Annotated in this window: 22 protein-coding genes and 2 tRNA genes; 5 read left to right on the plus strand and 19 right to left on the minus strand. The window is 44.9% G+C overall.

Annotation, left to right across the window (positions count from 1 at the left end):
• Nucleotides 1-4: 4 nt before the first annotated feature.
• A complete protein-coding gene (locus LDO73_RS16320) occupies nt 5-484 on the plus strand; it encodes a hypothetical protein (protein WP_224059424.1) in 480 nt (159 codons plus the stop codon).
• Between the two features lie 87 nt (nt 485-571).
• On the opposite strand, the gene LDO73_RS16325 is transcribed toward LDO73_RS16320, so the two are convergent.
• From LDO73_RS16325 to LDO73_RS16335, 3 genes are read right to left on the minus strand one after another with little or no spacing between them, the layout of a single operon-like run.
• Nucleotides 572-1,729, minus strand: a complete 1,158-nt coding sequence (locus LDO73_RS16325; protein WP_036949268.1) for an ABC transporter permease — start codon at nt 1,727-1,729, stop codon at nt 572-574.
• Nucleotides 1,729-2,874, minus strand: coding sequence for an ABC transporter permease (locus LDO73_RS16330; protein ID WP_224059425.1), 1,146 nt, complete (start codon nt 2,872-2,874; stop codon nt 1,729-1,731). Before LDO73_RS16330 ends, LDO73_RS16325 begins: the two co-directional genes overlap by 1 nt.
• A gap of 11 nt (nt 2,875-2,885) precedes the next feature.
• Complete coding sequence (locus tag LDO73_RS16335) at nt 2,886-3,857, minus strand: HlyD family secretion protein (protein WP_224059426.1); 972 nt, start codon at nt 3,855-3,857, stop codon at nt 2,886-2,888.
• A 512-nt stretch (nt 3,858-4,369) separates the two neighbouring features.
• Here LDO73_RS16335 and LDO73_RS16340 point away from each other — a divergent pair.
• The 4 genes from LDO73_RS16340 (at nt 4,370) to LDO73_RS16355 (ending at nt 8,232) form a co-directional block, all read left to right on the plus strand.
• A complete protein-coding gene (locus LDO73_RS16340; protein WP_224059427.1) occupies nt 4,370-6,052 on the plus strand; it encodes a sensor histidine kinase in 1,683 nt (560 codons plus the stop codon).
• A 32-nt stretch (nt 6,053-6,084) separates the two neighbouring features.
• The gene (gene btsR, locus LDO73_RS16345) at nt 6,085-6,801 is read left to right on the plus strand and encodes a two-component system response regulator BtsR (RefSeq protein ID WP_224059428.1); all 717 of its coding nucleotides are present in this window, start codon (nt 6,085-6,087) and stop codon (nt 6,799-6,801) included.
• A gap of 23 nt (nt 6,802-6,824) precedes the next feature.
• Nucleotides 6,825-7,199 (plus strand): YjaA family stress response protein, encoded by a 375-nt coding sequence (locus LDO73_RS16350; protein ID WP_224059429.1) that lies wholly within the window; start codon nt 6,825-6,827, stop codon nt 7,197-7,199.
• 151 nt (nt 7,200-7,350) lie between these two features.
• Nucleotides 7,351-8,232, plus strand: coding sequence for an AarF/UbiB family protein (locus LDO73_RS16355; RefSeq protein WP_224059430.1), 882 nt, complete (start codon nt 7,351-7,353; stop codon nt 8,230-8,232).
• 131 nt (nt 8,233-8,363) lie between these two features.
• Here the strand turns inward: LDO73_RS16355 and LDO73_RS16360 are convergent, their stop codons facing one another.
• The 16 genes from LDO73_RS16360 to rlmE form a co-directional block, all read right to left on the minus strand.
• Nucleotides 8,364-10,355 carry a DEAD/DEAH family ATP-dependent RNA helicase gene (locus LDO73_RS16360; RefSeq protein WP_224059431.1) on the minus strand — a complete coding sequence of 664 codons (1,992 nt, stop codon included), beginning with the start codon at nt 10,353-10,355 and terminating at the stop codon, nt 8,364-8,366.
• Between the two features lie 169 nt (nt 10,356-10,524).
• The gene (gene nlpI, locus LDO73_RS16365) at nt 10,525-11,442 is read right to left on the minus strand and encodes a lipoprotein NlpI (protein ID WP_224059432.1); all 918 of its coding nucleotides are present in this window, start codon (nt 11,440-11,442) and stop codon (nt 10,525-10,527) included.
• A gap of 81 nt (nt 11,443-11,523) precedes the next feature.
• Nucleotides 11,524-13,644 carry a polyribonucleotide nucleotidyltransferase gene (gene pnp / locus LDO73_RS16370; protein WP_224059433.1) on the minus strand — a complete coding sequence of 707 codons (2,121 nt, stop codon included), beginning with the start codon at nt 13,642-13,644 and terminating at the stop codon, nt 11,524-11,526.
• A gap of 297 nt (nt 13,645-13,941) precedes the next feature.
• The gene (rpsO, locus tag LDO73_RS16375; protein WP_006814502.1) at nt 13,942-14,211 is read right to left on the minus strand and encodes a 30S ribosomal protein S15; all 270 of its coding nucleotides are present in this window, start codon (nt 14,209-14,211) and stop codon (nt 13,942-13,944) included.
• A 114-nt stretch (nt 14,212-14,325) separates the two neighbouring features.
• Entirely contained in the window at nt 14,326-15,279 is a 954-nt protein-coding gene (gene truB, locus LDO73_RS16380; protein WP_224059434.1) for a tRNA pseudouridine(55) synthase TruB, read from the minus strand.
• Nucleotides 15,279-15,689, minus strand: a complete 411-nt coding sequence (gene rbfA, locus LDO73_RS16385; RefSeq protein ID WP_224059435.1) for a 30S ribosome-binding factor RbfA — start codon at nt 15,687-15,689, stop codon at nt 15,279-15,281. Before rbfA ends, truB begins: the two co-directional genes overlap by 1 nt.
• Before the next feature lie 85 nt (nt 15,690-15,774).
• Nucleotides 15,775-18,513, minus strand: coding sequence for a translation initiation factor IF-2 (infB, locus tag LDO73_RS16390; RefSeq protein WP_224059436.1), 2,739 nt, complete (start codon nt 18,511-18,513; stop codon nt 15,775-15,777).
• A 23-nt stretch (nt 18,514-18,536) separates the two neighbouring features.
• Complete coding sequence (nusA, locus tag LDO73_RS16395) at nt 18,537-20,045, minus strand: transcription termination factor NusA (protein WP_224059437.1); 1,509 nt, start codon at nt 20,043-20,045, stop codon at nt 18,537-18,539.
• A gap of 23 nt (nt 20,046-20,068) precedes the next feature.
• Complete coding sequence (gene rimP / locus LDO73_RS16400; protein WP_224059438.1) at nt 20,069-20,521, minus strand: ribosome maturation factor RimP; 453 nt, start codon at nt 20,519-20,521, stop codon at nt 20,069-20,071.
• 213 nt (nt 20,522-20,734) lie between these two features.
• Nucleotides 20,735-20,811, minus strand: a tRNA-Met gene (locus tag LDO73_RS16405).
• A 57-nt stretch (nt 20,812-20,868) separates the two neighbouring features.
• Nucleotides 20,869-20,958, minus strand: a tRNA-Leu gene (locus tag LDO73_RS16410).
• A 106-nt stretch (nt 20,959-21,064) separates the two neighbouring features.
• Complete coding sequence (gene secG, locus LDO73_RS16415) at nt 21,065-21,409, minus strand: preprotein translocase subunit SecG (protein ID WP_224059439.1); 345 nt, start codon at nt 21,407-21,409, stop codon at nt 21,065-21,067.
• A gap of 246 nt (nt 21,410-21,655) precedes the next feature.
• Nucleotides 21,656-22,993 (minus strand): phosphoglucosamine mutase, encoded by a 1,338-nt coding sequence (glmM, locus tag LDO73_RS16420; protein WP_224059440.1) that lies wholly within the window; start codon nt 22,991-22,993, stop codon nt 21,656-21,658.
• Complete coding sequence (gene folP / locus LDO73_RS16425; protein WP_224059441.1) at nt 22,986-23,834, minus strand: dihydropteroate synthase; 849 nt, start codon at nt 23,832-23,834, stop codon at nt 22,986-22,988. Before folP ends, glmM begins: the two co-directional genes overlap by 8 nt.
• A gap of 70 nt (nt 23,835-23,904) precedes the next feature.
• A complete protein-coding gene (gene ftsH, locus LDO73_RS16430; protein WP_224059442.1) occupies nt 23,905-25,872 on the minus strand; it encodes an ATP-dependent zinc metalloprotease FtsH in 1,968 nt (655 codons plus the stop codon).
• A 57-nt stretch (nt 25,873-25,929) separates the two neighbouring features.
• Nucleotides 25,930-26,559: a 23S rRNA (uridine(2552)-2'-O)-methyltransferase RlmE gene (gene rlmE, locus LDO73_RS16435; RefSeq protein WP_036949039.1), complete on the minus strand. Its 630-nt coding sequence runs from the start codon at nt 26,557-26,559 to the stop codon at nt 25,930-25,932.
• Nucleotides 26,560-26,586 lie beyond the last annotated feature (27 nt).

A 26,586-nucleotide genomic window follows, 5' to 3' on the forward strand; every position in this document is an offset into this window, starting at 1 on the left:
ACCCGTGATAAAACGTACCCTGCTCGTCATGACACTTTTTTTAGCGGGATGCTCAACATCCCTTGAGTACACCAACGCTGATCTCGAAAAAAACCAAGAGGTGAGTTACTCCGATTCTGGGTACTATCGCGTGGTATTTAAAGGAAAAAAAATTCTTTCAGTACCTGAAAATGCCCATATTGTGGCAGGTACTGAAGATAATGCGGTTGGAAAATTGAACCAAGATGGCAAAACAGGTGAGTTTGTGATTGCAGGGCTTGCCGCCAAAAGCAATGGCAACATTAGTTCCCAAGTGGGTGGTCACGATTATAATTTGAATTTCCTATTAACCGATGAAAATGATTTACCACTTTCATCGGTTAATTACATCATTATCAATGATTGTAATGGGGAAGCTTATTCGGGCAAAACCAATGCTAACGGACGCACATTTTCGGTTTCAACCCCTGAAGAATGTAACTTAAGCCTCAGCGTTGTGGAATAAAAGATTGTGCCATAACGTATTTAGAGCCATTTTTCAAAATAAGAGGTTGGAAACCAACCTCTCTGACTATTATTTACTATTTTATTATCATTTATGAAAATGCTTGCGCCAGCGATGTACCGCATGGCTAATCTGGCGTAACTCGCCATCTCGCAACATGCCAATAAACACACCGATAAACGAGTAAATCACCCCAAGCACCAGCATCATCACAATATCCATTAAGATATCTCGAAATGGCAGCCCCATTTGGTTGATCCCCGCCATCGCGTTAGTCGCCCATGTGGATGGCAATGCAGAGGCTATCATTCTTACCCAGTCTGGCATCGCTTGCAGTGGCCAAATCGTCCCTGACATATAGAACACCGGCGTGGTGATAAACGCCAATGTCAGGTAGATCATTTCCACACTACGCAAACATTCCGTGACCAGCTTCCCTAACCCAATAACAGCAAGTAAGAATGGGAAAGTCAGCATCCAGATCTGGTACAAAGGCGCTTCTTGCCGATATCCCAAAATCCATGGCCATAAGGCGAAAAATACGGTCGAAAGAAATAACCAGATAGGCACCAACGCCGACAACGCCCCAAGGTAAACCGCTAATGGGGGCTTGCCTTTTGGTGTGGAGCGAATGGCAATGCTGACCCGCACGCACGCAATTAATAAGGAGTGCTGCAATAACATAACCAACAAGCCAGGGAAAATAATCGCCGCAAAGCTAATTCCGGGGTTGTAGAGCGGCTCAGTCTCACTGCGAACAGGGGCAATAATCACTTTCGCTTGCTCAGGACTGAAACCCGCCTTTTCCAGTAATTGGGTGTTATAGGCGCTCAGTAGCGTTTGATACGCTTTCGATAACTCTTGCTGGATCTGCCCGCTGGCCAAGCGGTTTGTCGCATCCCCATAAACGGGTACCGTGATATTTTTGCCACTAAGCAGATGCTTTTCAAAATCAGTTGGGATGATCACGATAGCAAACAGCTGCCTCGCAATCATATCCTGCCGCGCTTGAGCTAAATTATCGTAACTGTGCAGCTGAACTTTTGGGGTGGCATCTAAATCTCGGATCAGTTCACGACTTGCGCCTGAGTGATCCATATCGATAACGGCCACAGGCAGATCCCACAATACAGGGCGCGCATAGACCAAACTCATAATACAGAGAGAAACGAGCAGCAGCAGCCACATTGGTTTCTCCAGCATGCCCAGCAGTACCTTTTTAAACGTCGCAAAATAGACCGTCATCACACGATACTTCCTTGGGTTTCTAACCGTTTCACTAAGCGTTTACGGATCAAAAATGCCGTTAGTAACGGGTAAATCAGCAAGAATAGACACACTTGCACAATACGCTCAAACGAGATTTCCCGTAAGAAAATATCAAACATGGCGTTTAAGGTGTGAGTGAGCGGCTCCGCGTTCGAAATAATCCGGGCGGGCAAAATCATCGAGAGTTCCGGTACTGCCATGCCAGAAAATGCCAAGGCAATACTCACCAGCATCCCGATTAAGCTGTAAGCCATTATCGCGCTGGACGTGAAGCTAAAGAGCAGTAACCCGATACTCTGCGCTGCTATTACATAGAAGAAGCCCACCAGCATCATATACAGAGGGTTCCCCACTACTTTTGCGTCGAAAATAGTGACTAACGCCGCCAGTTCCACAATCAGTAATGTCGTGAAAAATAACGTATAAGGTGCCATTTTACCTAGCAGTGCCATTGAAAATGGCTTCACGCTTTGGAGAATGGTGCCGCGAGACATGGTGTAAATAGTGGCCGTGACCACAAACAGTTGCAGCATGTGGATGGTCGCCGCAAATTGTTGGTAATAAATATAGCTGCCACTAGGGTTAAAGAGGCTATCGTAAGAGAGCGTGACTTGCGCCAATGCCGGTAAAGATTGCCCCATCGATTTCGCCATTTCTTGGCGGTATTTGGCGTTAAGTTCTGCAACTAAGCCGCTAAAATCTTGAATGGCATAACTGCCGGATGCGTAAAATAGCGCATTGTAATACATGCGTAATTCAGGCTGGCGTCCTCGCAATATATCCTCCTCAAAATTTTGGGGGATATAAAGCAAGGCATAATCTTTGGCGCTACCCAGCTGCTTGATGGATGTCACTAAGTTGCCATCAATCGCTTTTACTTCCGCATGAGGACCCGCATCAAGATCGCGGATAATTTGCCTTGAAATCGGGCTGTTGTTGTTATCTACCACCGAAACGGGCACATCCATCAGCGTTCCCTCTGAGAAGTTAGCGCTGATTAACGTAAACAGCATCAAAGGGAATAGCCAACTCAGCCAATGAAAGACTGGGCTGCGGATCGCCATTTGGGTTTCGCGGCTAAAGGCATGTTCAAAACCATGCCAAGCGAATTTGAGTTTCATGGCGTCACCTGTTATTTATCCCAGTGCCACAAGACGCTCATCCCCGGTCGTAATCCTTCAATCGGTTGTTGTGGATACAAGCGAACTTCAAAAGTTTTCAGGTCGAAATCCCCTGTCGCACGGGTGGCTCGTTTAGTTGCGTAATCCCCTTTCGGCGCAATATAACGAACTTCAGCTTCCACGGTTTTGTCCCCTAAGGCAGGCACCGTCAGCTCAATTTTGTCCCCTTTTTTCACACCCACTAAAATGTCTTCACGTAGGTTATAAACAAAATAGGCTTGAGGAAGGCTGATCAATGAGATTAATGGGCTACCAGCATTGAACAGTTCACCAATTTCCGCAGGGATTGGACCGACTTCACCATCCACAGGGGCTTTCACTTGCAAATCATCCAGTTGAACTTGGAGTTCAGCCAGTTTTTGCTTCGCTTGGTTCACTGCCGCTTCATATTGTTGACGCTGCTCGATACGATCGCCGTTTTTACCTTCTTCCAAACGCGCCTTAGCACTTTGGACTTGTTGGAACGCAACATCTTTCGCTTTACGGGCAGTATCTAGCTCATTCGCGGAGACATACCCTTTACCTGAAAGATTATTTAAGCGGGTAAATTCACGAGAGGCATTTTGGTATTGAGAATTTGCTTGAGCTACCGCAGCTTGTAGGTCACGCAGCGTCTCTTCACGAGTCCCATTTAAGGATTGGTCGAGTTGAGCTTGAGCTTGGTCCTTAGCCGCTTTCAATGCCGCGTATTGGGCTTGTAACTCAGGGCTTTCTAAGGTGATCAGTAACTGCCCTTTTTTCACATCATCCCCGCGTTCTACATGGCGTTCAATGACTCTGCCTTTGGCTTTTGAAGTCACGATGACTTCTGGTGCGTCCACTTCCCCTTGCAATAATAAAAATTGATTATGGGAATGAAAAAGCGCCGCAGCAGCAATTAAGATCAGCATAAGCAAGATCAGTATGATGGTTCTTTTTTTCATTATGTATGTGGGCCTTGAATAATCACGGAGGAAACTACTTTTTTATTATGACAATAAATTAACACTAACGTTAAGAAATTTGTGCGCAAAATCACGCTTTAGCGGTCTTTTTAGTCTGAGGGGCTTTGGCGCTTATGTCAAATAATGATGTTTTGCTAATTATTAAATGACGATTACTTAACCAGCCCAATAAGATACAATATCCCCCGAAAGTATATGGCTAAACCCACTAAGCGCAGCCCCCATAATGTAAAATATAGTGAGCCATGCTCTAAATAGTTCACATTATGGGTAGGCGACAAGAGAAGATATCTTGGGGAGCATACAAAAGTATGTGACCCAAGTAGCTGAACGTAGTCAACCCCCCCATAATGTGAAACATAGTGAGCCATGCTCTAAATAGTTCACATTGTGGGTAGGCGACAAGAGAAGATACTCTAGGAGCATACAAAAGTATGTGACTAGAGGAGCTGAACGTAGTCAACACCCCCATAATGTGAAATATGACGAGCATGTACGAATTTGATCTGATTTTACTATTACTCCAACAAATGTGCGTCTACCTCGTTATCGCTTGGGCACTCAGTCGCACTCCGCTAGTTACCCCACTTCTTAAGGTGACCATTCGCTTACCTCATAAAGTGATGTGCTACCTGATTTTCTCAGTATTTTGCATTATTGGTACTTATTTTGGTTTACATATCAATGATTCTATAGCGAACACTCGTGCTATTGGTGCTGTACTTGGCGGATTGTTAGGCGGCCCTGCGGTGGGTTTTGCTGTTGGGTTTACAGGTGGGCTTCACCGGTACTCTTTGGGTGGAATGAGCGCTTTTGCTTGTATGATCTCGACCATTGTCGAAGGCTTAATTGGTGGGCTGGTACATCGTTACTATATGAAGCGTGGGGAAATTAATAAAATTTTTAACCCTGTTACCGCTAGCTGCGTCACCTTTTTTGCTGAAATCATCCAGATGCTGATTATTTTACTCATCGCCCGCCCATTCGATGAAGCTTATGAATTAGTGAAAAATATTGCCGCGCCGATGATCATTGCCAATACCATCGGGGCAGCCATGTTTATCCGTATCTTGCTGGATAGACGCGCCATCGTTGAGAAATACACCACCGCATTCTCCGCTCAAGCCTTGAAGATCGCCCTATGCACTGAAGGTATTTTGCGTAAAGGCTTCAATGCGGATAACAGCATGAAAGTGGCGAAAATTATTTACCAAGAATTAGATATTGGTGCGGTGGCCATTACGGATAGAGAAAAAATTCTCGCCTTTATCGGGCTAGGCTCCGATCACCACATTCCCGGTACGCCTATCTCATCGATTCAATCCAGGCAGGCTATTGATAATAATGAAGTCGTCTATGCCGATGGTAACGAAACCCCGTATAAATGCTCGTTAAGCCCCTCATGCAAGCTAGGCTCCACCCTCGTCATCCCGCTTAGAGGTGAAAACCAACGAGTCATTGGAACCATCAAATTATACCAAGCAAAAAATAGCCTTTTTAGCTCCATCAACCGTACGCTAGGGGAAGGAATTGCCAGCTTGTTCTCTGCCCAAATTTTGGCGGGGCAATATGAGCGCAATAAGCAATCTTTACTTCAATCGGAAGTCAAACTGCTTCACGCACAAGTGAACCCGCATTTTCTCTTTAATGTGCTCAATACATTACAGGCAGTGATCCGCAAAGATAGCCAGCAAGCAGGACAGCTCGTGCAGTATATCTCTACCTTCTTTCGCAATAACTTAAAACGTCCAGAACAGAATGCAACATTAGGGGAAGAAATTGAGCATATCAATTCATACCTGCAAATTGAAAAGGCTCGATTCCAAGAGAATTTGCAAATCCACTTGGACATCCCCGATGAGGTGAAACAGGTAGAATTACCCGCGTTCACACTGCAACCGATTGTCGAAAATGCAATAAAACACGGCACTTCACAGTTATTACATACCGGATACATTACAATACGTAGTTATATTCGCTGTGAACATGTCTATATTGAAATCGAAGATAATGCCGGTTTATACCAACCAAGTGGACAATCTGACGGCTTAGGGATGGGCTTAGTCGATAAACGCTTGCGCCTGAAATATGGTGAAAAATATGGGATCGGCGTGGAGTATGAACCTGAAAAATTCACCCGCGTGAAAATTCGCTTGCCCTACATGTCCACTTAATTACATTGCACATAATAAATGATAATAACGCTATGAATGTATTGATCGTTGATGACGAACCCCTAGCCCGTGAAAACGTACGCTGCTTACTTGAGGAGCATGACGATATCGAAATTATTGGCGAGTGTGCCAATGCCATTGAAGCCATCGGTTTGATCCACAAAAAAAAGCCTGATGTGGTGTTTTTAGATATTCAAATGCCTCGAGTAACGGGATTAGAAATGGTGCGTATGCTCGATCCTGAAGAGCGCCCGCATATTGTTTTTCTGACGGCATTTAATGAGTTTGCGATCCAAGCTTTCGAAGAGCATGCTTTCGACTATCTACTTAAACCCCTTGAATCTGAACGGTTGGCAAAGACTTTAGCCCGTTTACGCCAAAATAAACAGAAACAGAATCTCGAACTTCTCGATAATAATGAGCCACTCAAGTTTATTCCTTGTACCGGACACAGCCGTATTTATCTGATGAAATTAGACGATGTGCAATATGTTACTTCTCGCATGAGCGGCGTGTATGTAATGAGCACCCAAGGACAAGAAGGCTTTACCGAATTAACCTTACGTACATTAGAAATGCGTACCTCGTTAGTGCGTTGTCATCGTCAATATTTAGTGAATATGACCCAGCTCAGTGAGATTTTATTTGGGGATAATGGACAAGCCGAATTGGTGCTATGCTCAGGTGAGCACATTCCCGTTAGCCGCCGCTATTTAAAACCATTGAAAGAGGCGCTAGGGCTAATTTAACGAGTGATTCAGGAGAAAGGGTTATGGCTGATTTTTACCTGCAAATTCGAACGAATTCGATGACATTGAAAAACCTTGAAACCCACGAGGAATATAGTGCAACGGGTGAATTTTCAACCCAGAGAATGGTTGTCGGGGATTTTTTTAAAGCCGAGTTTGTACTGTATCAGTTGGTCTGCGATATGGGTCTGAAAGTCCGTCGCCCTTTTGCGTCGAAACATCGTGTTTTAGTTCAAGCCCTCGAAATTATTGAAGGGGGGGTGAATATGGTGGAAGAGCGCCTATTTACTGAAATTGTTTATGGGGCATTTAATCAGCGAGTGAAAAAAGTGGTGGTAAGCCGCTCACCACTACCTATGCCTCAGCGAGAAGCGAAAGATTTATTGAGTCACAAATAGTTGAGAAATACCCTATCCACAATGCGCCCAGTAGATTACACAATTCATAATCGTTAACTATATCGTTTTATGAAAGATAATTTATTTTATATATGTTTTTCTTATATCTGCCAAAGTAAACAATTTTTATACCGATCTAAGAGACACGAACATGGTTCAGTTTTCCAGCTACAAAATAAATATACGCACGGATACCCTTCAGAGTGCTATCAGTAAGAAAAGCGATAACCATAAATTATCCTCAAAAACACTCGATAAACTACAGAAAATCATCAATTCCCAATTTCAACTCAATGTGCAAGAGATTGACCATATTCTTGGACATAAACAAATTTCGAGATCGGCAAATCAAAAAGCCATTTCTCAATTCATCTCTCAAATATCAGGCATTACTGCGAATAAAAAATCTTGTGCCATTTATCACAAATTGGCAGTTTGGAAAGAAAACGCACAAACATTAATTCAAACGAAAAAACATCAAGAAAATGGAGAGAAATCCATAGGAAATGGCGCAAGAGGACGCGTTTACCGTTCCGGTGATTCCGTTATCAAAAAATTTAAAACATTTGATCCTATTGCCGCCCAACACGAAATTAGTATGTGTAACTTGTATAATTTCAAATCCAATAATCCTGTTCCTAATGCCGTTATTATCAATAACACCATTAAAATGCCATTTATTGAAGGTAAGGTTCCAACCGCTATTGAGATTCGCGATGGAATAGCACAACTTCACGAAAAAGGTTTTTTTATCGCTGACGCCAAACCTGCCAACTTTTTGGTCACAGAAGATAACAAAATTGTGCCAGTTGATTTTGGTTTAATGTTTACGGCTGAGAACCTAATTTCACTGGATAAAAATATCAAAATTGAAATTGTGAGAGATTATATTAAAGGTGGATATCGCTGCATTCCTTCAGAATTGAAGCCCGCATACATACAGCAAATAAAGCAGCTAGACCAAAGATTAAGTAACGATAGTCCTGTACGTAGCCTCAATATTAAAGAGCTAAAAAAATCTGGATTTATGTGAGCCTTATATTTCAGAAGGAAAAGTGCCACACGTCATCGCACCAATAAAATAAAAATAAATAAAAAGACCCGCGTATATATGCGGGTCTTTTGTGTTTATCTCAGCCACGTTAACGTGGCTGGATAGCGCAATTATGCGTTGTGACTGCTGCTACGACGACGTGGCGCTGCATTAGTGCCATCTTGGCGCGGTGCAGAATTACCACGGTCACGGTTGCCACCATCGCGGTTGCCACCATCACGGTTTCCACCACGGCGGTTACCACTGAAGCCTTCGCGATCACCACCGCTACGACGACCATCACGGTCACCACCACGGTCATTACGACGACCCGCACCGAAACCAGCTTCGCTGCCGCCTTCACGACGTGGACCACCACGACGTTCGCCACCGCCACGACGCTCAAATGGTTGAGCATCACCGATCAGTTGCATTTGCATTGGTTTGTTCAGTACACGTGCACGGCTTAAGTGAGTTAACACTTCGCTAGGCATACCTTTTGGTAGCTCGATAGTTGAGTGAGTACCAAACAGCTTGATGTTACCAATGTAGCGGCTGCTGATGTCTGCTTCGTTCGCAATCGCACCAACGATATGACGAACTTCAACACCGTCATCACGGCCCACTTCGATACGGTACATTTCCATATCGCCAACATCACGACGCTCACGACGCTCACCACGATCGCCGCGCTCTGCACGGTCAAAACCGTTGCCGTTGCTGTTGCGGTCGTTACGGTCACGACGGTCGCCACGACGATCATCACGGTCGTTGAATTCACGACGCGGACGACGCGGTGCATCTGGAGGCAGGATCAGAGCGCGTTCGCCTTGAGCCATTTTCAGTAGTGCCGCTGCTAAGGTTTCCATATCCACATCTTCAGATGGAGACATTTTCGCTAACAGTGAACGGTACTGATCTAAGTCGCTGCTTTCTAATTGCTGTTGAATTTGCTCAGCAAATTTCGCCTGACGACGCTGGCTTAATACGTCAGCATTTGGCAGGTCAACTTCAGGGATAGTCAGCTTCATCGTACGTTCAACGTTGCGCAGTAAACGACGTTCACGGTTCTCAACGAACAGTAATGCACGACCCGCACGACCCGCACGACCGGTACGACCGATACGGTGAACATAAGATTCTGCATCCATTGGGATGTCATAGTTAACCACTAAGCTGATACGCTCAACATCCAGACCACGCGCTGCAACGTCAGTTGCAATCAGGATATCTAAGCGGCCATCTTTTAAGCGCTCTAATGTTTGCTCACGCAGTGCTTGGTTCATATCACCGTTCAGTGCCGCACTGTTGTAGCCATTACGCTCAAGGGCTTCAGCAACTTCTAAAGTTGCGTTTTTGGTACGAACGAAAATAATCGCCGCATCAAAATCTTCTGATTCTAAGAAACGAACTAACGCTTCATTTTTGCGCATTCCGCTGACAGTCCAGTAGCTTTGAGCGATATCTGGACGTGTAGTAATGCTCGACTGAATGCGGATCTCTTTAGGATCTTTCATAAAGCGACGAGTAATACGACGGATTGGCTCTGGCATTGTTGCCGAGAACAGCGCAGTTTGGTGTTGTGCTGGAATTTGGCTCATGATGTTTTCAACATCATCGATGAAGCCCATACGCAGCATTTCATCAGCTTCGTCTAATACTAAGCCTTTCAATTTAGAAAGATCTAAAGTACCACGTTTCAGGTGGTCTAGAAGACGACCCGGTGTACCAACAACCACTTGTGGTCCTTGGCGTAATGCGCGAAGTTGAACGTCATAACGTTGACCGCCATATAAGGCAACCACGTTGACACGGTTCATGTGTTTAGAGAAATCGCTCAGTGCTTCAGCAACTTGCACCGCTAACTCACGAGTCGGTGCCAGTACTAAAATTTGTGGTGCTTTTAAATCAGGGTCGATGTTATGCAGTAATGGCAAACCAAATGCAGCGGTTTTACCACTACCAGTTTGTGCCATACCTAATACATCATTACCATCCAATAACAATGGAATACATTGCTGTTGGATTGGAGATGGTTTTTCGTATCCCAGGTCGCTTAGTGCGTTCAAAATAGATGCTGATAAACCTAGATCAGCAAAAGACATATCGGTCTCAGTCGTCATGTAAAGGTGCCTCATACTTAGTGGCGGCCAGTTTACATAACGGAGCGAAAATCATTTCGGTCATTATCATTTAAAATGTGAACTGGCTCAAATTGTGTTATTAAACGAACAAATAAACCCTCACCCGGGTGGATGATGGCTTAAAAATGAATAGAGAAATGTTCGTCAGCTATTGCTGGCCCGATTCTAATAGGTCGTCTTGTTCTTGGCCTAACAGCGCCAATTCCAACAATGCGTAGCGGTGCTCAACAAAGCTGTGTGCGTTGTTAGCTACCGTCAGTTTGAATAACGCAGTTGCGCTATCCTTATCCCCCAGACTTAGGTAATGCTTACCTAAATAGAAGTTAGTTTCACTGAGATGCTCAGCGAGCGAAGTGTTATCCGTAGATGTCTCTTTCAAACGCTCCATCAATGTCGTTTCATTGATATTGCCAAGATAGAATTCTACGATATTCCAGCCCCATTGCCCTTTCTCCGCTTGGTTGTAGCGGGCAGCAAGATTGTCTTGTGCCATACGCGGATCTATGTCTTTTTCTACGAGATAAAGCCACAGAGTACGAAAAGGATCATTTGGATCTATCTGATAATACGCCAGCAGATCATCCTGCGCTAATTTGTATCGTCCACCGTAATATAATGCGATGCCACGATTCATTCGCGCGAAATTGTAAGTTGGATCAAGCTCTAAAACAGAATCAAACGCTTCATAGGCGGCATCATAGTTGCCAGCCTGCGTAAAATATATTCCTAAAAAGTTAAAGATTTCAGGAATATCTGGACGGATTGACAACGCGGTTGAAAAATCATTACGTGCCAGCGCCCTTAAACCGAGACTATCATACAGTACTCCGCGCTCATATAAAAGCTGCGCGTACTCATCATCGGTCAAAGATCGGCTCGCAAGGATTTGTTCCATACGAGCCAAAATCACTTCTTGTTGTAATGAAGGCTGCAATGGAACTGCAAAAACCTCGTTTTTACGCCAATCTTTATTACTACATCCAATAATAATAAAAAAGATGAACGCGGATAGCACACGAACAAAGGTGCGGCTATCGAGAAAACGAAAGTTAATACAGTTCTGCATACTACGCCCTTACATTACCACTAGTCAGCAAATTTAGGCTGATAGCGCCTAAGTTTATCAGGCGCTACACTTTCGGTCAGCTTATTCTGCTGATTCCTGCTGTGCTGGAGCTTCTTCGCCAGCAACAGCTTCTTTCATGCTCAGGCGAATACGGCCTTGACGGTCGATTTCTAACACCTTAACAGGAACTTCTTGACCCATTTGCAGGTAGTCAGTCACTTTCTCTACACGCTTGTCAGCAATTTGAGAAATGTGAACCAGACCTTCTTTACCGCCGCCGATAGCAACGAATGCACCGAAATCAACGATACGAGTCACTTTACCTTGGTAAATACGGTTCACTTCAACTTCTGCAGTGATGTCTTCGATGCGACGAATTGCTTCTTTCGCTTTCAGGCCATCAGTTGCTGCGATCTTCACAGTACCGTCATCTTCGATTTCGATAGTTGTGCCTGTTTCTTCCGTTAATGCACGGATAACAGAACCACCTTTACCGATGACATCTTTGATCTTGTCTGGGTTGATACGGATGGTGTAAATACGTGGAGCGAACTCGGAGATCTCTTCACGTGGACCATTGATAGCTTGTTCCATTGTGCCAAGGATATGCAGGCGCGCACCTTTAGCTTGGTTCAGAGCCACTTGCATGATTTCGCGAGTGATACCTTCGATTTTGATATCCATTTGCAGTGCGCTGATACCGTCACGGCTACCCGCTACTTTAAAGTCCATATCACCTAAGTGGTCTTCGTCACCTAAGATGTCAGACAGGACAACGAAATCATCGCCTTCTTTCACCAGACCCATCGCGATACCCGCAACAGCTGCTTTAATTGGTACACCAGCATCCATCAGAGCCAGAGACGCACCACATACAGACGCCATTGAAGAAGAACCGTTAGATTCCGTGATTTCAGAAACAACACGTACTGTGTATGGGAACTCAGTGTGTGAAGGCATAACAGCTAATACACCACGTTTCGCTAAGCGACCGTGACCAATTTCACGACGTTTAGGTGAACCAACCATGCCTGTTTCACCAACAGAGTACGGAGGGAAGTTGTAGTGGAATAAGAAGCGGTCAGTGTATTCGCCCATTATTTGGTCGATAACCTGTGCATCACGCTCAGTACCTAATGTTGCAGTAACCAGTGCCTGAGTTTCACCACGGGTGAACAGTGCAGAACCGTGAGTACGTGGCAGAACACCAGTACGAACGTCCAGCGCACGAACCATGTCTTTCTCACGACCATCGATACGTGGCTCACCACGGATAACACGGCTACGAACAACTTGTTTTTCTAAGTGAGCAAGGATATCTGAAACTTCAGACAGATCAACGTTTTCGTCTTCAGCAAGCAGAGCTGCTGTCACTTCTTCTTTGATCAGGTCAACTTGAGCATAACGCTCTTGTTTTTCAGTGATGCGGTAAGCGTCGCCCATACGGCCTTCAGCCAATGCAGCAATACTATCTTTCAGCGCTTGGTTAACTGGCTCTGGCTGCCAATCCCATTTCGCTTTACCGGCTTCTTTCACTAAGTCATTGATGTTTTGGATAACAACTTGTTGTTGATCGTGACCGAACACTACAGCACCCAGCATTTGCTCTTCACTTAACAGTTCAGCTTCTGACTCAACCATTAATACTGCGCTGTCAGTACCTGCAACCACTAAATCCAGACGGCTTGATTTTAATTCATCAGCAGTTGGGTTCAGAACATATTGGTCATTGATAAAACCAACACGTGCAGCACCGATAGGACCATTGAATGGAACACCAGACAGTGCCAGTGCAGCAGATGCACCGATCATCGCAACGATATCTGGGTTAACTTGTGGGTTAACAGACACAACAGTAGCAATGATTTGGATTTCGTTCAGGAAGCTTTCTGGGAACAGAGGACGTAATGGACGGTCAATCAGACGAGCAATTAAGGTTTCGCCTTCACCAGGACGGCCTTCACGACGGAAGAAGCTACCTGGGATACGACCAGCAGCGTAAGTACGCTCTTGGTAGTTAACCGTTAAAGGGAAAAAGTCTTGACCCTCTTTCACTTTAGTTTTTGCCACAGCAGTCACGAATACTGCGGTGTCATCCATGTTTACCATCACCGCAGCCGTTGCTTGGCGTGCGATCATGCCTGTTTCTAATGTTACGGTATGCTGGCCATACTGGAACTTACGAACAATAGGATTTAACAAAATATTACCCTTTTTGTAAGGCTACGAGAGATTCTCAAGTAGCATGGTTTATTTTCTGACTACAGCCTCGCGACTAATGAGAGGATTGATATTCCAATCATCAATTCTCTCATTAGCCGCGCGAATTCGGATGTAGTTTTAAGTGGTTTTAATTAAAACAGTCAATTATCGATAATAGCTTAACATTTTAGTTAAGTATAATTCGAGTATTACTTCAACTTTCAGCTAACTTTTACTTTCAGCTAACTTTTAGAAGAAAAGGGGCCATTTGGCCCCTTTCCTCTGAAACTGACAAGATTAACGACGCAGACCCAGACGCTCGATCAGCGCTGTGTAACGTGCGATATCTTTACCTTTCAGGTAAGCTTGTAAACGACGACGCTGAGCAACCATGCGCAGCAGACCACGACGGCTGTGGTGATCTTTTTTGTGCTCGGAGAAGTGACCTTGCAGGTGATTGATTTGAGCTGTCAGCAGAGCGATTTGAACTTCGCTTGAACCCGTGTCATTTTCACCGCGGCCGAATTCAGCAACGATCTTCGCTTTCGCTTCAGTACTTAGAGACATAATAAACTCCAAAATAATATAAATTTAAGTGATGAGAGCCAATCTCTAATTTAGCATCTCAAGATTTAGCGCCGTCATTCTACGCTGCTTAGAACAGCAAAGCAATAAGCGCCATTATGCGGACGGCTCATTTTCAACGACCAAACGCTTCGGTGCAATACGTCCATCTTCACTAATCAGAGCTATACCGATAAACCGCTGCTCTGAACCACAAGTGACGCGGATCATATCGCCTTCTGCTAGGCCTTTCACATCACCGCACACAGGTTGACCCTGTTTAAAATACGCGGCTGTTTCCTCAGTAATATTCACTGCAGGAAAATGAACCACTGCGGTATCCATTGGCAAGAGCAAGGAGTCAAGTAACGATTCAAATGAACCTTCTCCCGCGTCTACTTTTGCCCGTAAAGCAGCTAATTGTTCCAACGTGACCATGCGATCGTAAGGATAATTTGCCACTTGTACACGACGCAGATAAGTCACATGTGCGCCACATCCTAACATTTCACCTAAATCGTCAATAATAGTCCGAATATAGGTACCTTTAGAACAGTGAATTTCCAGTTCTAATTCGTTGTTATCCCAACGAATAAACTGAAGTTCATACACTGTAATTGGACGTGCTTCACGCTCTACCGTAATACCTTTACGTGCGTATTCATACAATGGACGCCCTTGGTGTTTCAGCGCTGAATACATGGAAGGAACTTGCAGGGTATCACCACGAAAATATTCGAGGGCCTCTTCAAGTTGCTGTGCAGTAAAAGTGATATCGCGTTCACTAATGATTTCGCCATGAGAATCGGAAGTGTCCGTTCGCTGTCCAAGGCGTGCAATCACCCGATAACGCTTATCTGAATCGAGTAGAAACTGTGAAAATTTCGTCGCTTCACCAAGGCAGACTGGCAACATGCCTGTCGCCAGTGGGTCAAGTGCCCCCGTATGCCCGGCTTTATTCGCGTTGAAAAAGCGCCGCACTTTTTGCAGCGCATCGTTTGAGGAAATATCGGTAGGCTTATCTAACAGCACAACGCCGTCAATATTGCGCCCGCTACGACGACGCCCCATTATTTTTCCTCTTTACTATCTGTACCTACACGACGCTCTTCATCATTACGAATAACGTTCGATACTAAGTTAGACATACGCATACCATCAACTAATGAGTTGTCATATTCAAACGTTAACTCAGGAATAATACGTAAACGCATTGCTTTCCCCAGTAATGAACGAATGAAGCCTGACGCTTCATTTAATGCTTTAATGCCGTCTGCAACCATTTCTTCTTCACTTTTTTCATTCGCAAAATTGAAGAAAGTGACGAAGACTTTACCGTATGCCAGATCCCGTGACAGCTCTACGCCAGAAACGGTTGCCATACCAATACGGGGGTCTTTGATTTCGCGCTGCAAGATAATCGCAATTTCTTTTTGCATTTCTTGGGCTACGCGCTGAGAACGACTGAATTCTTTTGCCATCGTTAATCTCCTGACAATAAAGGGGGCAATAGCCCCCTCACTAATACTATTTTGTCACCACGATACTTCGTGGGTACTCACAAAATTAACCGTCGATTGAACGTTTAACTTCGATAATTTCAAAGACTTCGATCATATCGCCGACACGGACATCGTTGTAGTTCTTAACACCGATACCACATTCCATACCGTTACGAACTTCGCTAACGTCATCTTTAAAGCGACGCAGTGATTCCAGCTCACCTTCGTAGATAACCACGTTATCACGCAGAACGCGGATTGGGTTATTACGCTTGATGGTACCTTCTGTAACCATACAACCAGCAACTGCACCAAATTTCGGTGATTTGAACACATCACGGACTTCTGCAAGACCCATGATTTGCTGTTTGTATTCAGGTGCCAACATACCGCTCATCGCTTGTTTGATTTCATCAATCAGGCTATAGATGACGGAGTAGTAGCGTAAATCAACGCTTTCGCTTTCAACTACGCGACGAGCAGATGCATCGGCACGGACGTTAAAGCCAAGAATGATCGCATTAGAAGCTGCAGCCAGAGTTGCATCAGTTTCAGTGATACCGCCCACGCCAGAACCGATGATTTTGATTTTAACTTCATCAGTTGACAGTTTCATCAGAGACTCAGTGATAGCTTCACAGGTACCTTGAACGTCAGTTTTCAGTACGATATTCAGTTCAGAAACTTTACCTTCTTCCATGTTAGCAAACATGTTTTCCAGTTTAGATTTCTGCTGGCGAGCTAATTTCACATCACGGAATTTACCTTGACGATACAGAGCAACTTCACGCGCTTTTTTCTCATCACGAACAACTGTCGCTTCATCACCCGCAGAAGGAACGCTGGACAGACCCAGGATCTCAACTGGAATTGAAGGGCCGGCAGATTGAACTTCTTTACCTAATTCGTTACGCATTGCACGAATACGGCCATATTCAAATCCACACAGAACGATGTCACCTTTGTTCAATGTACCTTCTTGAACCAGGATAGTAGCTACTGGGCCACGACCTTTGTCCAAGTAAGATTCAACAACAACACCGCTTGCCATACCTGCATATACTGCTTTCAGTTCTAAAACTTCAGCTTGCAGCAAGATAGCATCTAACAGTTCATCGATACCGGTACCTACTTTTGCAGATACACCGATAAACTGCGTTTCACCGCCCCACTCTTCAGAAATAATACCGTACTGAGACAGCTCATTTCTAACGCGATCTGGGTCAGCTTCTGGTTTATCCATTTTGTTCACAGCAACAACAACTGGCACACCCGCAGCTTTCGCATGCTGGATAGCTTCGATTGTTTGTGGCATAACACCATCATCCGCAGCAACAACCAGAACAACGATATCCGTTGCCTGAGCACCACGAGCACGCATTGATGTAAACGCGGCGTGACCTGGGGTGTCTAAGAAGGTAATCATACCTTTGTCAGTTTGGACGTGATATGCACCGATGTGCTGAGTAATACCACCCGCTTCGCCTGACGCTACTTTCGTTGAACGAATGTAGTCCAGTAAAGAGGTTTTACCGTGGTCAACGTGACCCATGATGGTCACGACAGGAGCACGAGGCTCTTTCACCGCTGAGCCAGTGTCACGGTCATTCATCACCGATTCTTCTAACTCATTCTCACGACGCAGAATAACTTTGTGTCCCATTTCTTCTGCAACTAACTGTGCAGTTTCTTGGTCAATCACTTGGTTAATGGTTGCCATTGCACCCATTTTCATCATCGTTTTGATGACTTGGGAGCCTTTAACCGCCATTTTGTTAGCCAGTTCGCCAACAGTAATGGTTTCGCCAATCACTACGTCACGGTTTACCGCAACAGCAGGCTTGGTAAAGCTTTGTTGTAAAGAACTACCTTTACGTTGCTTACCTTTAGAACGACCTGAACGACCCGCAGCACGCTCTTCTTCACGATCAGCTTTTTCAGACAATTTATTGCCTTTTTTCTGACGTGGAGCTTTCGCTGTACGGTTACGTGAACGACGGCCTTCTTCTTTCTCATCACTTTCGTCTTCTGCTGCACGAGCATGGGTAGACGTTGTAGTGTGATAGTCGCTGTCTTCTTCAGTTTTAGTTTCAGCCGTCCATTTCTCACCGTTCTCTTCAGCCATTTTACGGGCTTCTTCAGCAACACGGCGCGCATCAGCTTCAACTTTACGTTGAGTTTCTTCTTCCGCTTTGCGTTTCAGTTCAGCAGCTTCGGCTTCAAGACGCTGTTTGTCAGCGTTACTTTCTGTCGCCGCTTTGCTTGGTTTTTGATTTTCGCTTTGTTTCACTTTTTCTCTTTCCGCTACTTCGCGCGTAGCTTTATCAGCTGCTTCACGTTTTGCTTTCTCTTCGGCTTCACGTTTTGAGTTAGCTGCCGCGTCACGTTTTGCAGCGTCTTCTGCTGCACGTTTCGCTTCTGCATCACGTTTTGCCAGTTCCTCAGCTTCGCGCTGTGCCTGCTCTTCCGCTTCACGCTGCGCCTGCTCTTCCGCTTGCGCTTCTTCAGCGTCGCGGTTCACATAAGTGCGTTTTTTGCGGACTTCAACATTTACCGATTTGCTTTTGCCACCGGTGACTGGAACACTCAGCGTACTACGAGTTTTACGCTGCAATGTTAACTTACTTGGCTGCCCCGCTGCACCGCCTTGTTCACGGTTTAAGTGGTTCAGTAAAGTTTCTTTTTCAGTCTGGCTAACAGAGTCATTCGCACCTTTAGTGATCCCTGCTTCAGCAAATTGCTGTACCAGGCGTTCAACTGTGGTTTGAATTTCCGTTGCCAGTGATTTTACAGTTTCTGTCATGCCGTTCCTTCCTGCTACAGTGTTTACGCATCGTTTCCGAACCAGCAAATATTACGTGCTGCCATAATGAGTTCGCCTGCCTTCTCATTATTCAGACCTTCGATATCAATCAGGTCGTCGATGCCCTGCTCAGCAAGATCTTCCAGTGTACAGATACCGTGAGTAGCCAAATTATAGGCTAGAGTACGATCCATACCATCAAGATTCAATAAATCTTCTGCTGGCTGATTATCACCCAAGCTCTCTTTTTGAGCTAGTTCAATTGTGGTGAGGGCAGCTTTTGCTCTTTCACGTAGAACTTCAACGGTTTCTTCATCAAGACCGTCAATTTCCAGAAGTTCTTTAATAGGCACGTAAGCCAGTTCTTCTAATGTAGAGAAGCCTTCTTCAACAAGTGTTGTAGCAAACTCTTCATCAATATCTAGATGCTTAGTGAATGTTTCAATAGAAGCGTGTGCTTCCGCCTGATGTTTTGCATTCAGCTCTTCCGCAGTCATGACATTCAGTTCCCACTTGTCATCACCACGATGGATTTTCAGTAACTGAGCCGCTAAGCGAACGTTTTGTCCATTACGTCCAATTGCTTGCGCTAAGTTGCTGCTTTCAACGGCAACATCCATCGTACAGTTATCTTCATCAACCACGATAGATGCCACATCAGCCGGAGCCATAGCATTAATAACGAATTGTGCTGGGTTATCATCCCATAACACAATGTCGATTCTCTCGCCGCCTAACTCACTAGAGACAGCTTGAACTCGAGCACCGCGCATACCAACACAAGCACCAACTGGGTCGATACGTTTGTCGTTAGTTTTTACTGCGATTTTTGCGCGAGAACCTGGATCGCGAGCTGCTGCTTTGATCTCAATGATCTCTTCGCCAATTTCTGGTACTTCGATGCGGAATAATTCAATCAGCATCTCTGGACGAGAACGAGTGACAAAAAGCTGTGCGCCGCGTGCTTCAGGACGAACATCATACAGTACGCCGCGAATACGGTCACCTGGACGGAAGTTTTCGCGTGGTAGCATATCTTCGCGCAGGATCACAGCTTCTGCGTTATTACCTAAATCTAAGGTAATGTTTTCACGGTTAACTTTTTTAACCTGAGCAGTGATGATTTCACCTTGTTGCTCACGGAATTGGTCAACCACCATCGCACGCTCAGCTTCACGTACTTTTTGTACGATAACTTGCTTCGCGGTTTGCGTAGTAATACGGTCAAATACAACAGATTCGATTTGGTCTTCTACGTATTCGCCTAACTGCAGTGCAGGATCTTCATATTGCGCAGCTTCCAGTGTAATTTCACGAGTTGGCATTGTGACTTCGTCAACAATCACCCAACGACGGAAAGTATCAAAATCACCGGATTTACGGTCGATTTCTACGCGAACATCAATCTCTTGCTCATATTTCTTTTTGGTTGCTGTCGCCAGCGCAGTTTCCAGAGCCTCGAAGATTTTTTCACGAGGGAGGGATTTTTCGTTAGAAACCGCTTCAACAACAGCCAGAATTTCTTTGTTCATCCTAGTTGCCTCATTGAACTTAATTAAAAGTGTGGTACCAAGTTAGCTTTCTGGATGTTGCCGAGGGCGAACACCTCATCCTTACCATCTACAGTAACCGTAATCATTTCACCATCAACGGCTTTGATAATACCTTGCCATCTACGACGGTTCTGCATCGCGATACGCAGTAACAGAGCCACTTCTTCACCCATGAAACGCTCATAATGAGCAATGGTGAATAGTGGGCGTTCCATACCCGGTGACGATATTTCAAGGTTATAAATCACAGAAATTGGATCTTCGACATCCAATACTGCGCTTACTTGATGGCTGACATCAGCACAGTCATCAACAGTGATGCCTTCTTCACTATCAATGAAAATACGCAGTGTCGACGTGCGCCCGCGAACAAATTCTAAGCCTACAAATTCAAAGCCTAGTGCTTCCACTGGTGCAGAAACCATCTCTGTTAATTTTTGCTCTAATGTGGACAAGCCCACCCCCAGACATAAAAAAAGGGCATAAAGCCCAGTTAATTCGATTGTCAAATAACAAAAAACCCCGAAATTCGGGGCTTTTGTAACTGGACCCATAGTACATGGGTTTACCGTGCTCTTAGTATACCTTGAAAATCTAGATAAATCGATGAGAAATTACGATAACGATATCTGATATTGTTGCGACAAGATATGTATGACTAAGAGAAATGGTTGCGGGAGCTGGATTTGAACCAACGACCTTCGGGTTATGAGCCCGACGAGCTACCATGCTGCTCCATCCCGCGTTCGAAACGTGACTATTTTACACTGACTATTGTGAGTTCACAAGTCGTCTAAAATAATGGTGCCGAGGACGGGACTTGAACCCGTACGCCCGTTTTGTAGGCACTACCACCTCAAGGTAGCGTGTATACCAATTTCACCACCTCGGCACTGAGGTGAGGTTACTAATTTAATAATCAATAACCTCAAATTTTTAACTTCTTACTACTTTGCTTCTAATGAAGACATAAAGTCATCATTCGGAATCTGTAACACTTAACGAGGAATATCGCTCGTTGGTGTTGCTGGTGCTGCCGGAACGTCTGTTGGTTGCTCGACTTTTGCCGGTTCGCTAATGTTTTCCCACTTACTACCTGCACCAGTTCCATATTTATTGGCAGTCATGTTGCCAAGAATTAAACTGATGATGAAAAACACAGCAGCCAAGATTCCAGTCATACGGGTCATGAAGTTACCTGAACCCGATGAACCAAACAGTGTTGCAGAAGCGCCCGCACCGAATGATGCACCCATGTCAGCACCTTTACCTTGCTGTAACATGACCAGACCAACTAGGCCGATAGCCGCGAGCAAGAAAACAACTAAAAGAGCTATATACATTTGAGTTACCTATTCAGTTACGGCGCATAGCCTATGCTATGACCCTTATACTGCACACCTACTCAAAACATTATTACAGAATTGAGCAGGTGCGAATACTAACCAAAGCTGAGCCGACAAGCAAGTCTATTTTGATTTCATTTAACTATTTGAAGAAAAAAACAGCAAACTATCGAAATAATGCTCAACTCAGTTATTAGCCTCCCTCCAGCTGATTTTTATCCGCTAAAGGGAGAATGTAAGGCGTTAACCTGCCGCTTTAACGGCATCAGCAATACGGTTCGCCATTTCGGTGACTGTTTCTTCGTTTTCACCTTCAACCATGACACGAATCAGTGGTTCAGTACCTGATTTTCTTAGCAATACGCGACCTTTTCCGGCTAACTCTTTTTCCACTTGCTCATTTGCCGCAATGACTGCATCACTTTGCAGAGGATCGTGTTTGCCTTTAAAGCGTACGTTGACCAGAATTTGAGGTAGAAGCTTCATACCACTGCATAAATCGTGCAGACTCATATGATTACGCACCATTGCACTCAGTACTTGCAGACCCGCAACAATACCGTCACCGGTTGTGGTTTTATCTAATAAAATCACATGACCTGAGTTTTCAGCACCCATGCGCCAGCCTTTTTCTTGCAGCTTTTCTAGCACATAACGGTCACCCACTTTCGCACGTTCAAATGGAATACCCAGCTGTTTCAGCGCAATTTCTAACCCCATATTACTCATTAGAGTCCCCACGACGCCACCTTTCAATTGGCCTTGACGCAGTGCTTCACGAGCAATGATATACAGAATTTGGTCGCCATCGACTTTATTACCTTGATGATCGACCATGATGATACGGTCGCCGTCACCATCAAATGCTAAACCTACATCCGCTTTTTCAGCTAATACACGCTCTTGTAGCTTACGAACATCGGTTGCACCACACTCTTCGTTGATGTTGATCCCGTTAGGATCGCAACCCATAGTGATGATTTGAGCGCCTAATTCGCTAAAGACGCTAGGTGCGATATGGTAAGTTGCACCATTCGCGCAGTCTAAGACAACTTTGAGGCTGCTTAAGCTCTGTTCGTTCGGGAATGTCCCTTTACAGAATTCAATGTAGCGCCCTGCGGCATCAACGATGCGGTTTGCGCGCCCTAATTCCGCGGATTCAACGCACGTAATTGGTTTTTCCATTTCCGCTTCAATGGCTTCTTCAACTTCGTCAGGCAGTTTAGTTCCATCGATGGAGAAGAATTTGATCCCATTATCATAGTAAGGATTATGGGAAGCTGAAATGACGATCCCAGCTTCTGCGCGGAAAGTGCGAGTTAGGTAAGCCACTGCTGGCGTTGGCATTGGACCGGTGAAGGAAGCAGATAACCCTGCTGCAGCTAAGCCAGCTTCTAATGAAGATTCCAGCATGTAGCCAGAAATACGCGTATCTTTACCAATGATAATTTTACGTGAGCCGTGACGAGCCAGTACTTTACCCGCTGCCCAGCCTAATTTTAAAACAAAATCAGGCGTAATTGGGCTATCGCCCACTTTGCCACGGATACCATCAGTACCAAAATATTTACGGTTACTCATACGCTAATTTTTCCTTTTCTGACAGAGTCATCTGAACGACTTGCATTGCTTGTACTGTCTCTTTCACATCATGAACTCGGATAATCTGAGCCCCTTGCATTGCTGCAATCGTGGCGCACGCTAAGCTACCCGCTAGACGTTCTTGAGGTGGAACATTTAATAATTGTCCAATCATAGATTTTCGCGACAATCCTGCCAAGAGCGGTAGTCCGAAATCATGAAATTGATCTAAATGCGCTAGTAACTGGTAATTATGCGACAGGTTCTTACCAAAACCAAAGCCTGGATCGAGGATTATTTGCTGTTTATCAATTCCCGCCTTCATGCAACGCTCAATCTCTCGAGCCAAATACTCTTTAACATCTTTAACCACATCCGCATAATCTGGTGCATCTTGCATGGTTCTTGGTTGACCTTGCATGTGCATAATGCAGACTGGCAATCCCAGTTTTGCAGCTACTGCAAGGGAGCCTTCTTCATGTAACGAGCGGATATCATTGATAATATGCATCCCAGCTTTGGCTGCCTCATCCATTACTTGGGCTTTTGACGTGTCTACAGAGATCCAAACATCAAAACGTTTTGCAATCGCTTCTACAACAGGCACAACACGGTCGAGTTCTTCACTGATAGAAACCTCAGCGGCACCCGGTCGGGTTGACTCACCGCCGATATCAATAATTGTTGCCCCTTCTTGTACCATTTTGGCAACATGGTCTAGAGCATCATGATAACGATTATGGGTGCCACCATCTGAGAATGAATCAGGAGTAACATTCAAAATCCCCATCACTTGAGGAGTGGATAAGTCAAGGAGGCGACCTCGGGCTTTAATATGCATGATTATTTTTCCTTAACGTAAAAAACCCCAGTGACCTGGGGTTTTTAATTATTCAACTTGTCACGATAGTTTACTGTGGCTTGCTATCGTTGTTATCGGATGAATCATGTTCATCTGATTTATCAGTTGGTTCTTCTGGTTGAGATTCAGCTGGCTTTGCTTCAGGCTTTGATGCGCTAGTTGCTGCACCAAATGAACCTGTCACATTGTTCACTTTTTTATCCTCATCCCAACCTGCTGGCGCACGTACTGGACGGCGGTTCATCAGGTCGTCAATCATTGGCATATCGATAGTTTCATATTTCAATAATGCATCTTTCATCGCATGCAGAATATCCATATTGTCAGTTAAGGTCTTATGTGCAACCTCATAACCACGGTCGATAATTGCTTTAATTTCTTCATCAATGATGCGTGCAGTTTCATCTGAGTAAGTCGAGCTATGTCCTGAACGACCTAAGAATGCAGGGCCTTCTTCTTCAGAATATAACACTGGACCTAACTTGTCAGAGAAGCCCCACTGAGTCACCATTTTTCTCGCTGTGCTGGTTGCTTGCTGGATATCACCTGATGCGCCGGTTGAGATTTTGTCATAACCGTAGATCAGCTCTTCCGCAATACGACCGCCGTATGTGCTAGCGATATTACCTTCTAACTTCTGACGGCTCGCACTGATTTGGTCGCCTTCAGGTAAGTAGAAAGTCACACCCAACGCACGACCGCGAGGAATAATAGTCACTTTATGAACAGGGTCATGCTCTGGCATTAAGTAACCGACGATTGCGTGTCCAGCTTCATGATAAGCAGTAGATTCTTTCTGCTCTTCAGTCATCATCAGTGAGCGATGCTCTGCACCCAGCCACACTTTATCACGCGCTCTTTCGAATTCCGCCATCGTTACAACGCGTTTATTTTCACGCGCTGCAAACAGTGCAGCTTCGTTCACTAAGTTAGCCAATTCCGCACCGGAGAAACCAGGTGTTGCACGAGCCAAAATATTCGTATCAACCGCAGGGTCGATAGGCACACGACGCATATGAACTTTTAAGATTTGCTCACGACCACGAACATCAGGTAAGCCAACCACAACTTGACGGTCAAAACGACCCGGACGCAATAATGCTGGGTCCAGAACGTCAGCACGGTTAGTTGCCGCGATCACGATAATACCTTCGTTACCTTCAAAACCATCCATCTCAACCAGCATCTGGTTCAGTGTCTGCTCACGTTCATCGTGACCACCACCTAAACCAGCGCCACGTTGGCGACCAACAGCATCGATTTCATCAATAAAAATGATACAAGGTGCTGCTTTCTTTGCTTGTTCGAACATATCACGAACACGCGAAGCACCAACCCCGACAAACATTTCCACGAAATCTGAACCAGAAATAGTAAAGAATGGCACTTTAGCTTCACCGGCAATAGCTTTTGCCAGCAATGTTTTACCTGTACCCGGAGGTCCTACCATCAGGACGCCTTTAGGGATCTTACCACCGAGTTTTTGGAAACGAGCTGGTTCACGTAGGAAGTCTACGATTTCGCCCACTTCTTCTTTAGCTTCATCACAACCCGCAACATCAGCAAATGTTGTTTTGATCTGATCTTCTGTCAGCATACGGGCTTTGCTTTTACCGAATGACATCGCCCCTTTACCGCCACCACCTTGCATTTGGCGCATAAAGAAGATCCAGACACCAATCAACAGCAGCATTGGGAACCAGGAAATGAAAATAGATGTCAGTAAGCTAGGTTCTTCTGGTGGTTCACCGACGACAGTAACATTCTTGTTTAACAAGGTGTCTAACAACTTCTCATCCTGCATAGGCAGATAAGTTGTGTAGCGGCTATTATCCGCTTTTCTGACGTTCAATTCACGACCTGTGATACGAACTTCACGTACCTGATCCTGGGCTAACTCATTGATAAACGTTGAATAATCAACTCTGCGACTATTCGAATCGCTTGGGCCAAAACTCTGGAACAAGGACATCAGAACAACTGCGATGACTAACCAGAGAATTAGGTTTTTCGCCATGTCACTCAAGGGATTAACCTCACCTTACAACTGTGTTAACAAATAACGCTCAGGGTACTATAGTTTTAGTCCTGTCGCTACAATGTATACTTCACGCGATCGTGCCCGCGAAGATTCGGGTTTACGAACTTTCACCTTCGTAAACAGGGAGCGGATATCCCTAAGGTATTCGTCAAAGCCTTCTCCCTGAAACACTTTAACGATAAAACTTCCCCCGGGAGCCAATACCGCACGGCACATATCCAATGCTAGTTCAACCAGATACATAGAGCGGGGAATATCCACTGCTGGTGTTCCGCTCATATTTGGGGCCATGTCAGACATAACCACTTGTACTTTTTTATCGCCAACTCGCTCTAACAAAGCAGCCAGTACAGCTTCATCACGAAAATCCCCTTGGAGGAAATCTACGCCGACGATTGGGTCCATTGGTAATAGGTCACAAGCAATAATACGACCATTGTGACCGATTTGGCCGACAACATATTGCGACCACCCACCAGGAGCAGCCCCTAAATCAACAACGGTCATACCTGGTTTAAAAATCTTATCACTTTGCTGGATTTCATCCAGTTTAAACCATGCACGCGAGCGGAGCCCTTTCTTTTGTGCTTGCTGAACATATTTATCACTAAAATGTTCTTGCAACCAACGACTGGAGCTTGCCGAACGTTTTTTATTGGCCATTGCACTTTCCAACTATACTAATAGAAA

It is taken from the genome of Providencia alcalifaciens (genome assembly GCF_915403165.1).
Classification (GTDB): Bacteria; Pseudomonadota; Gammaproteobacteria; order Enterobacterales; family Enterobacteriaceae; genus Providencia; species Providencia alcalifaciens_C.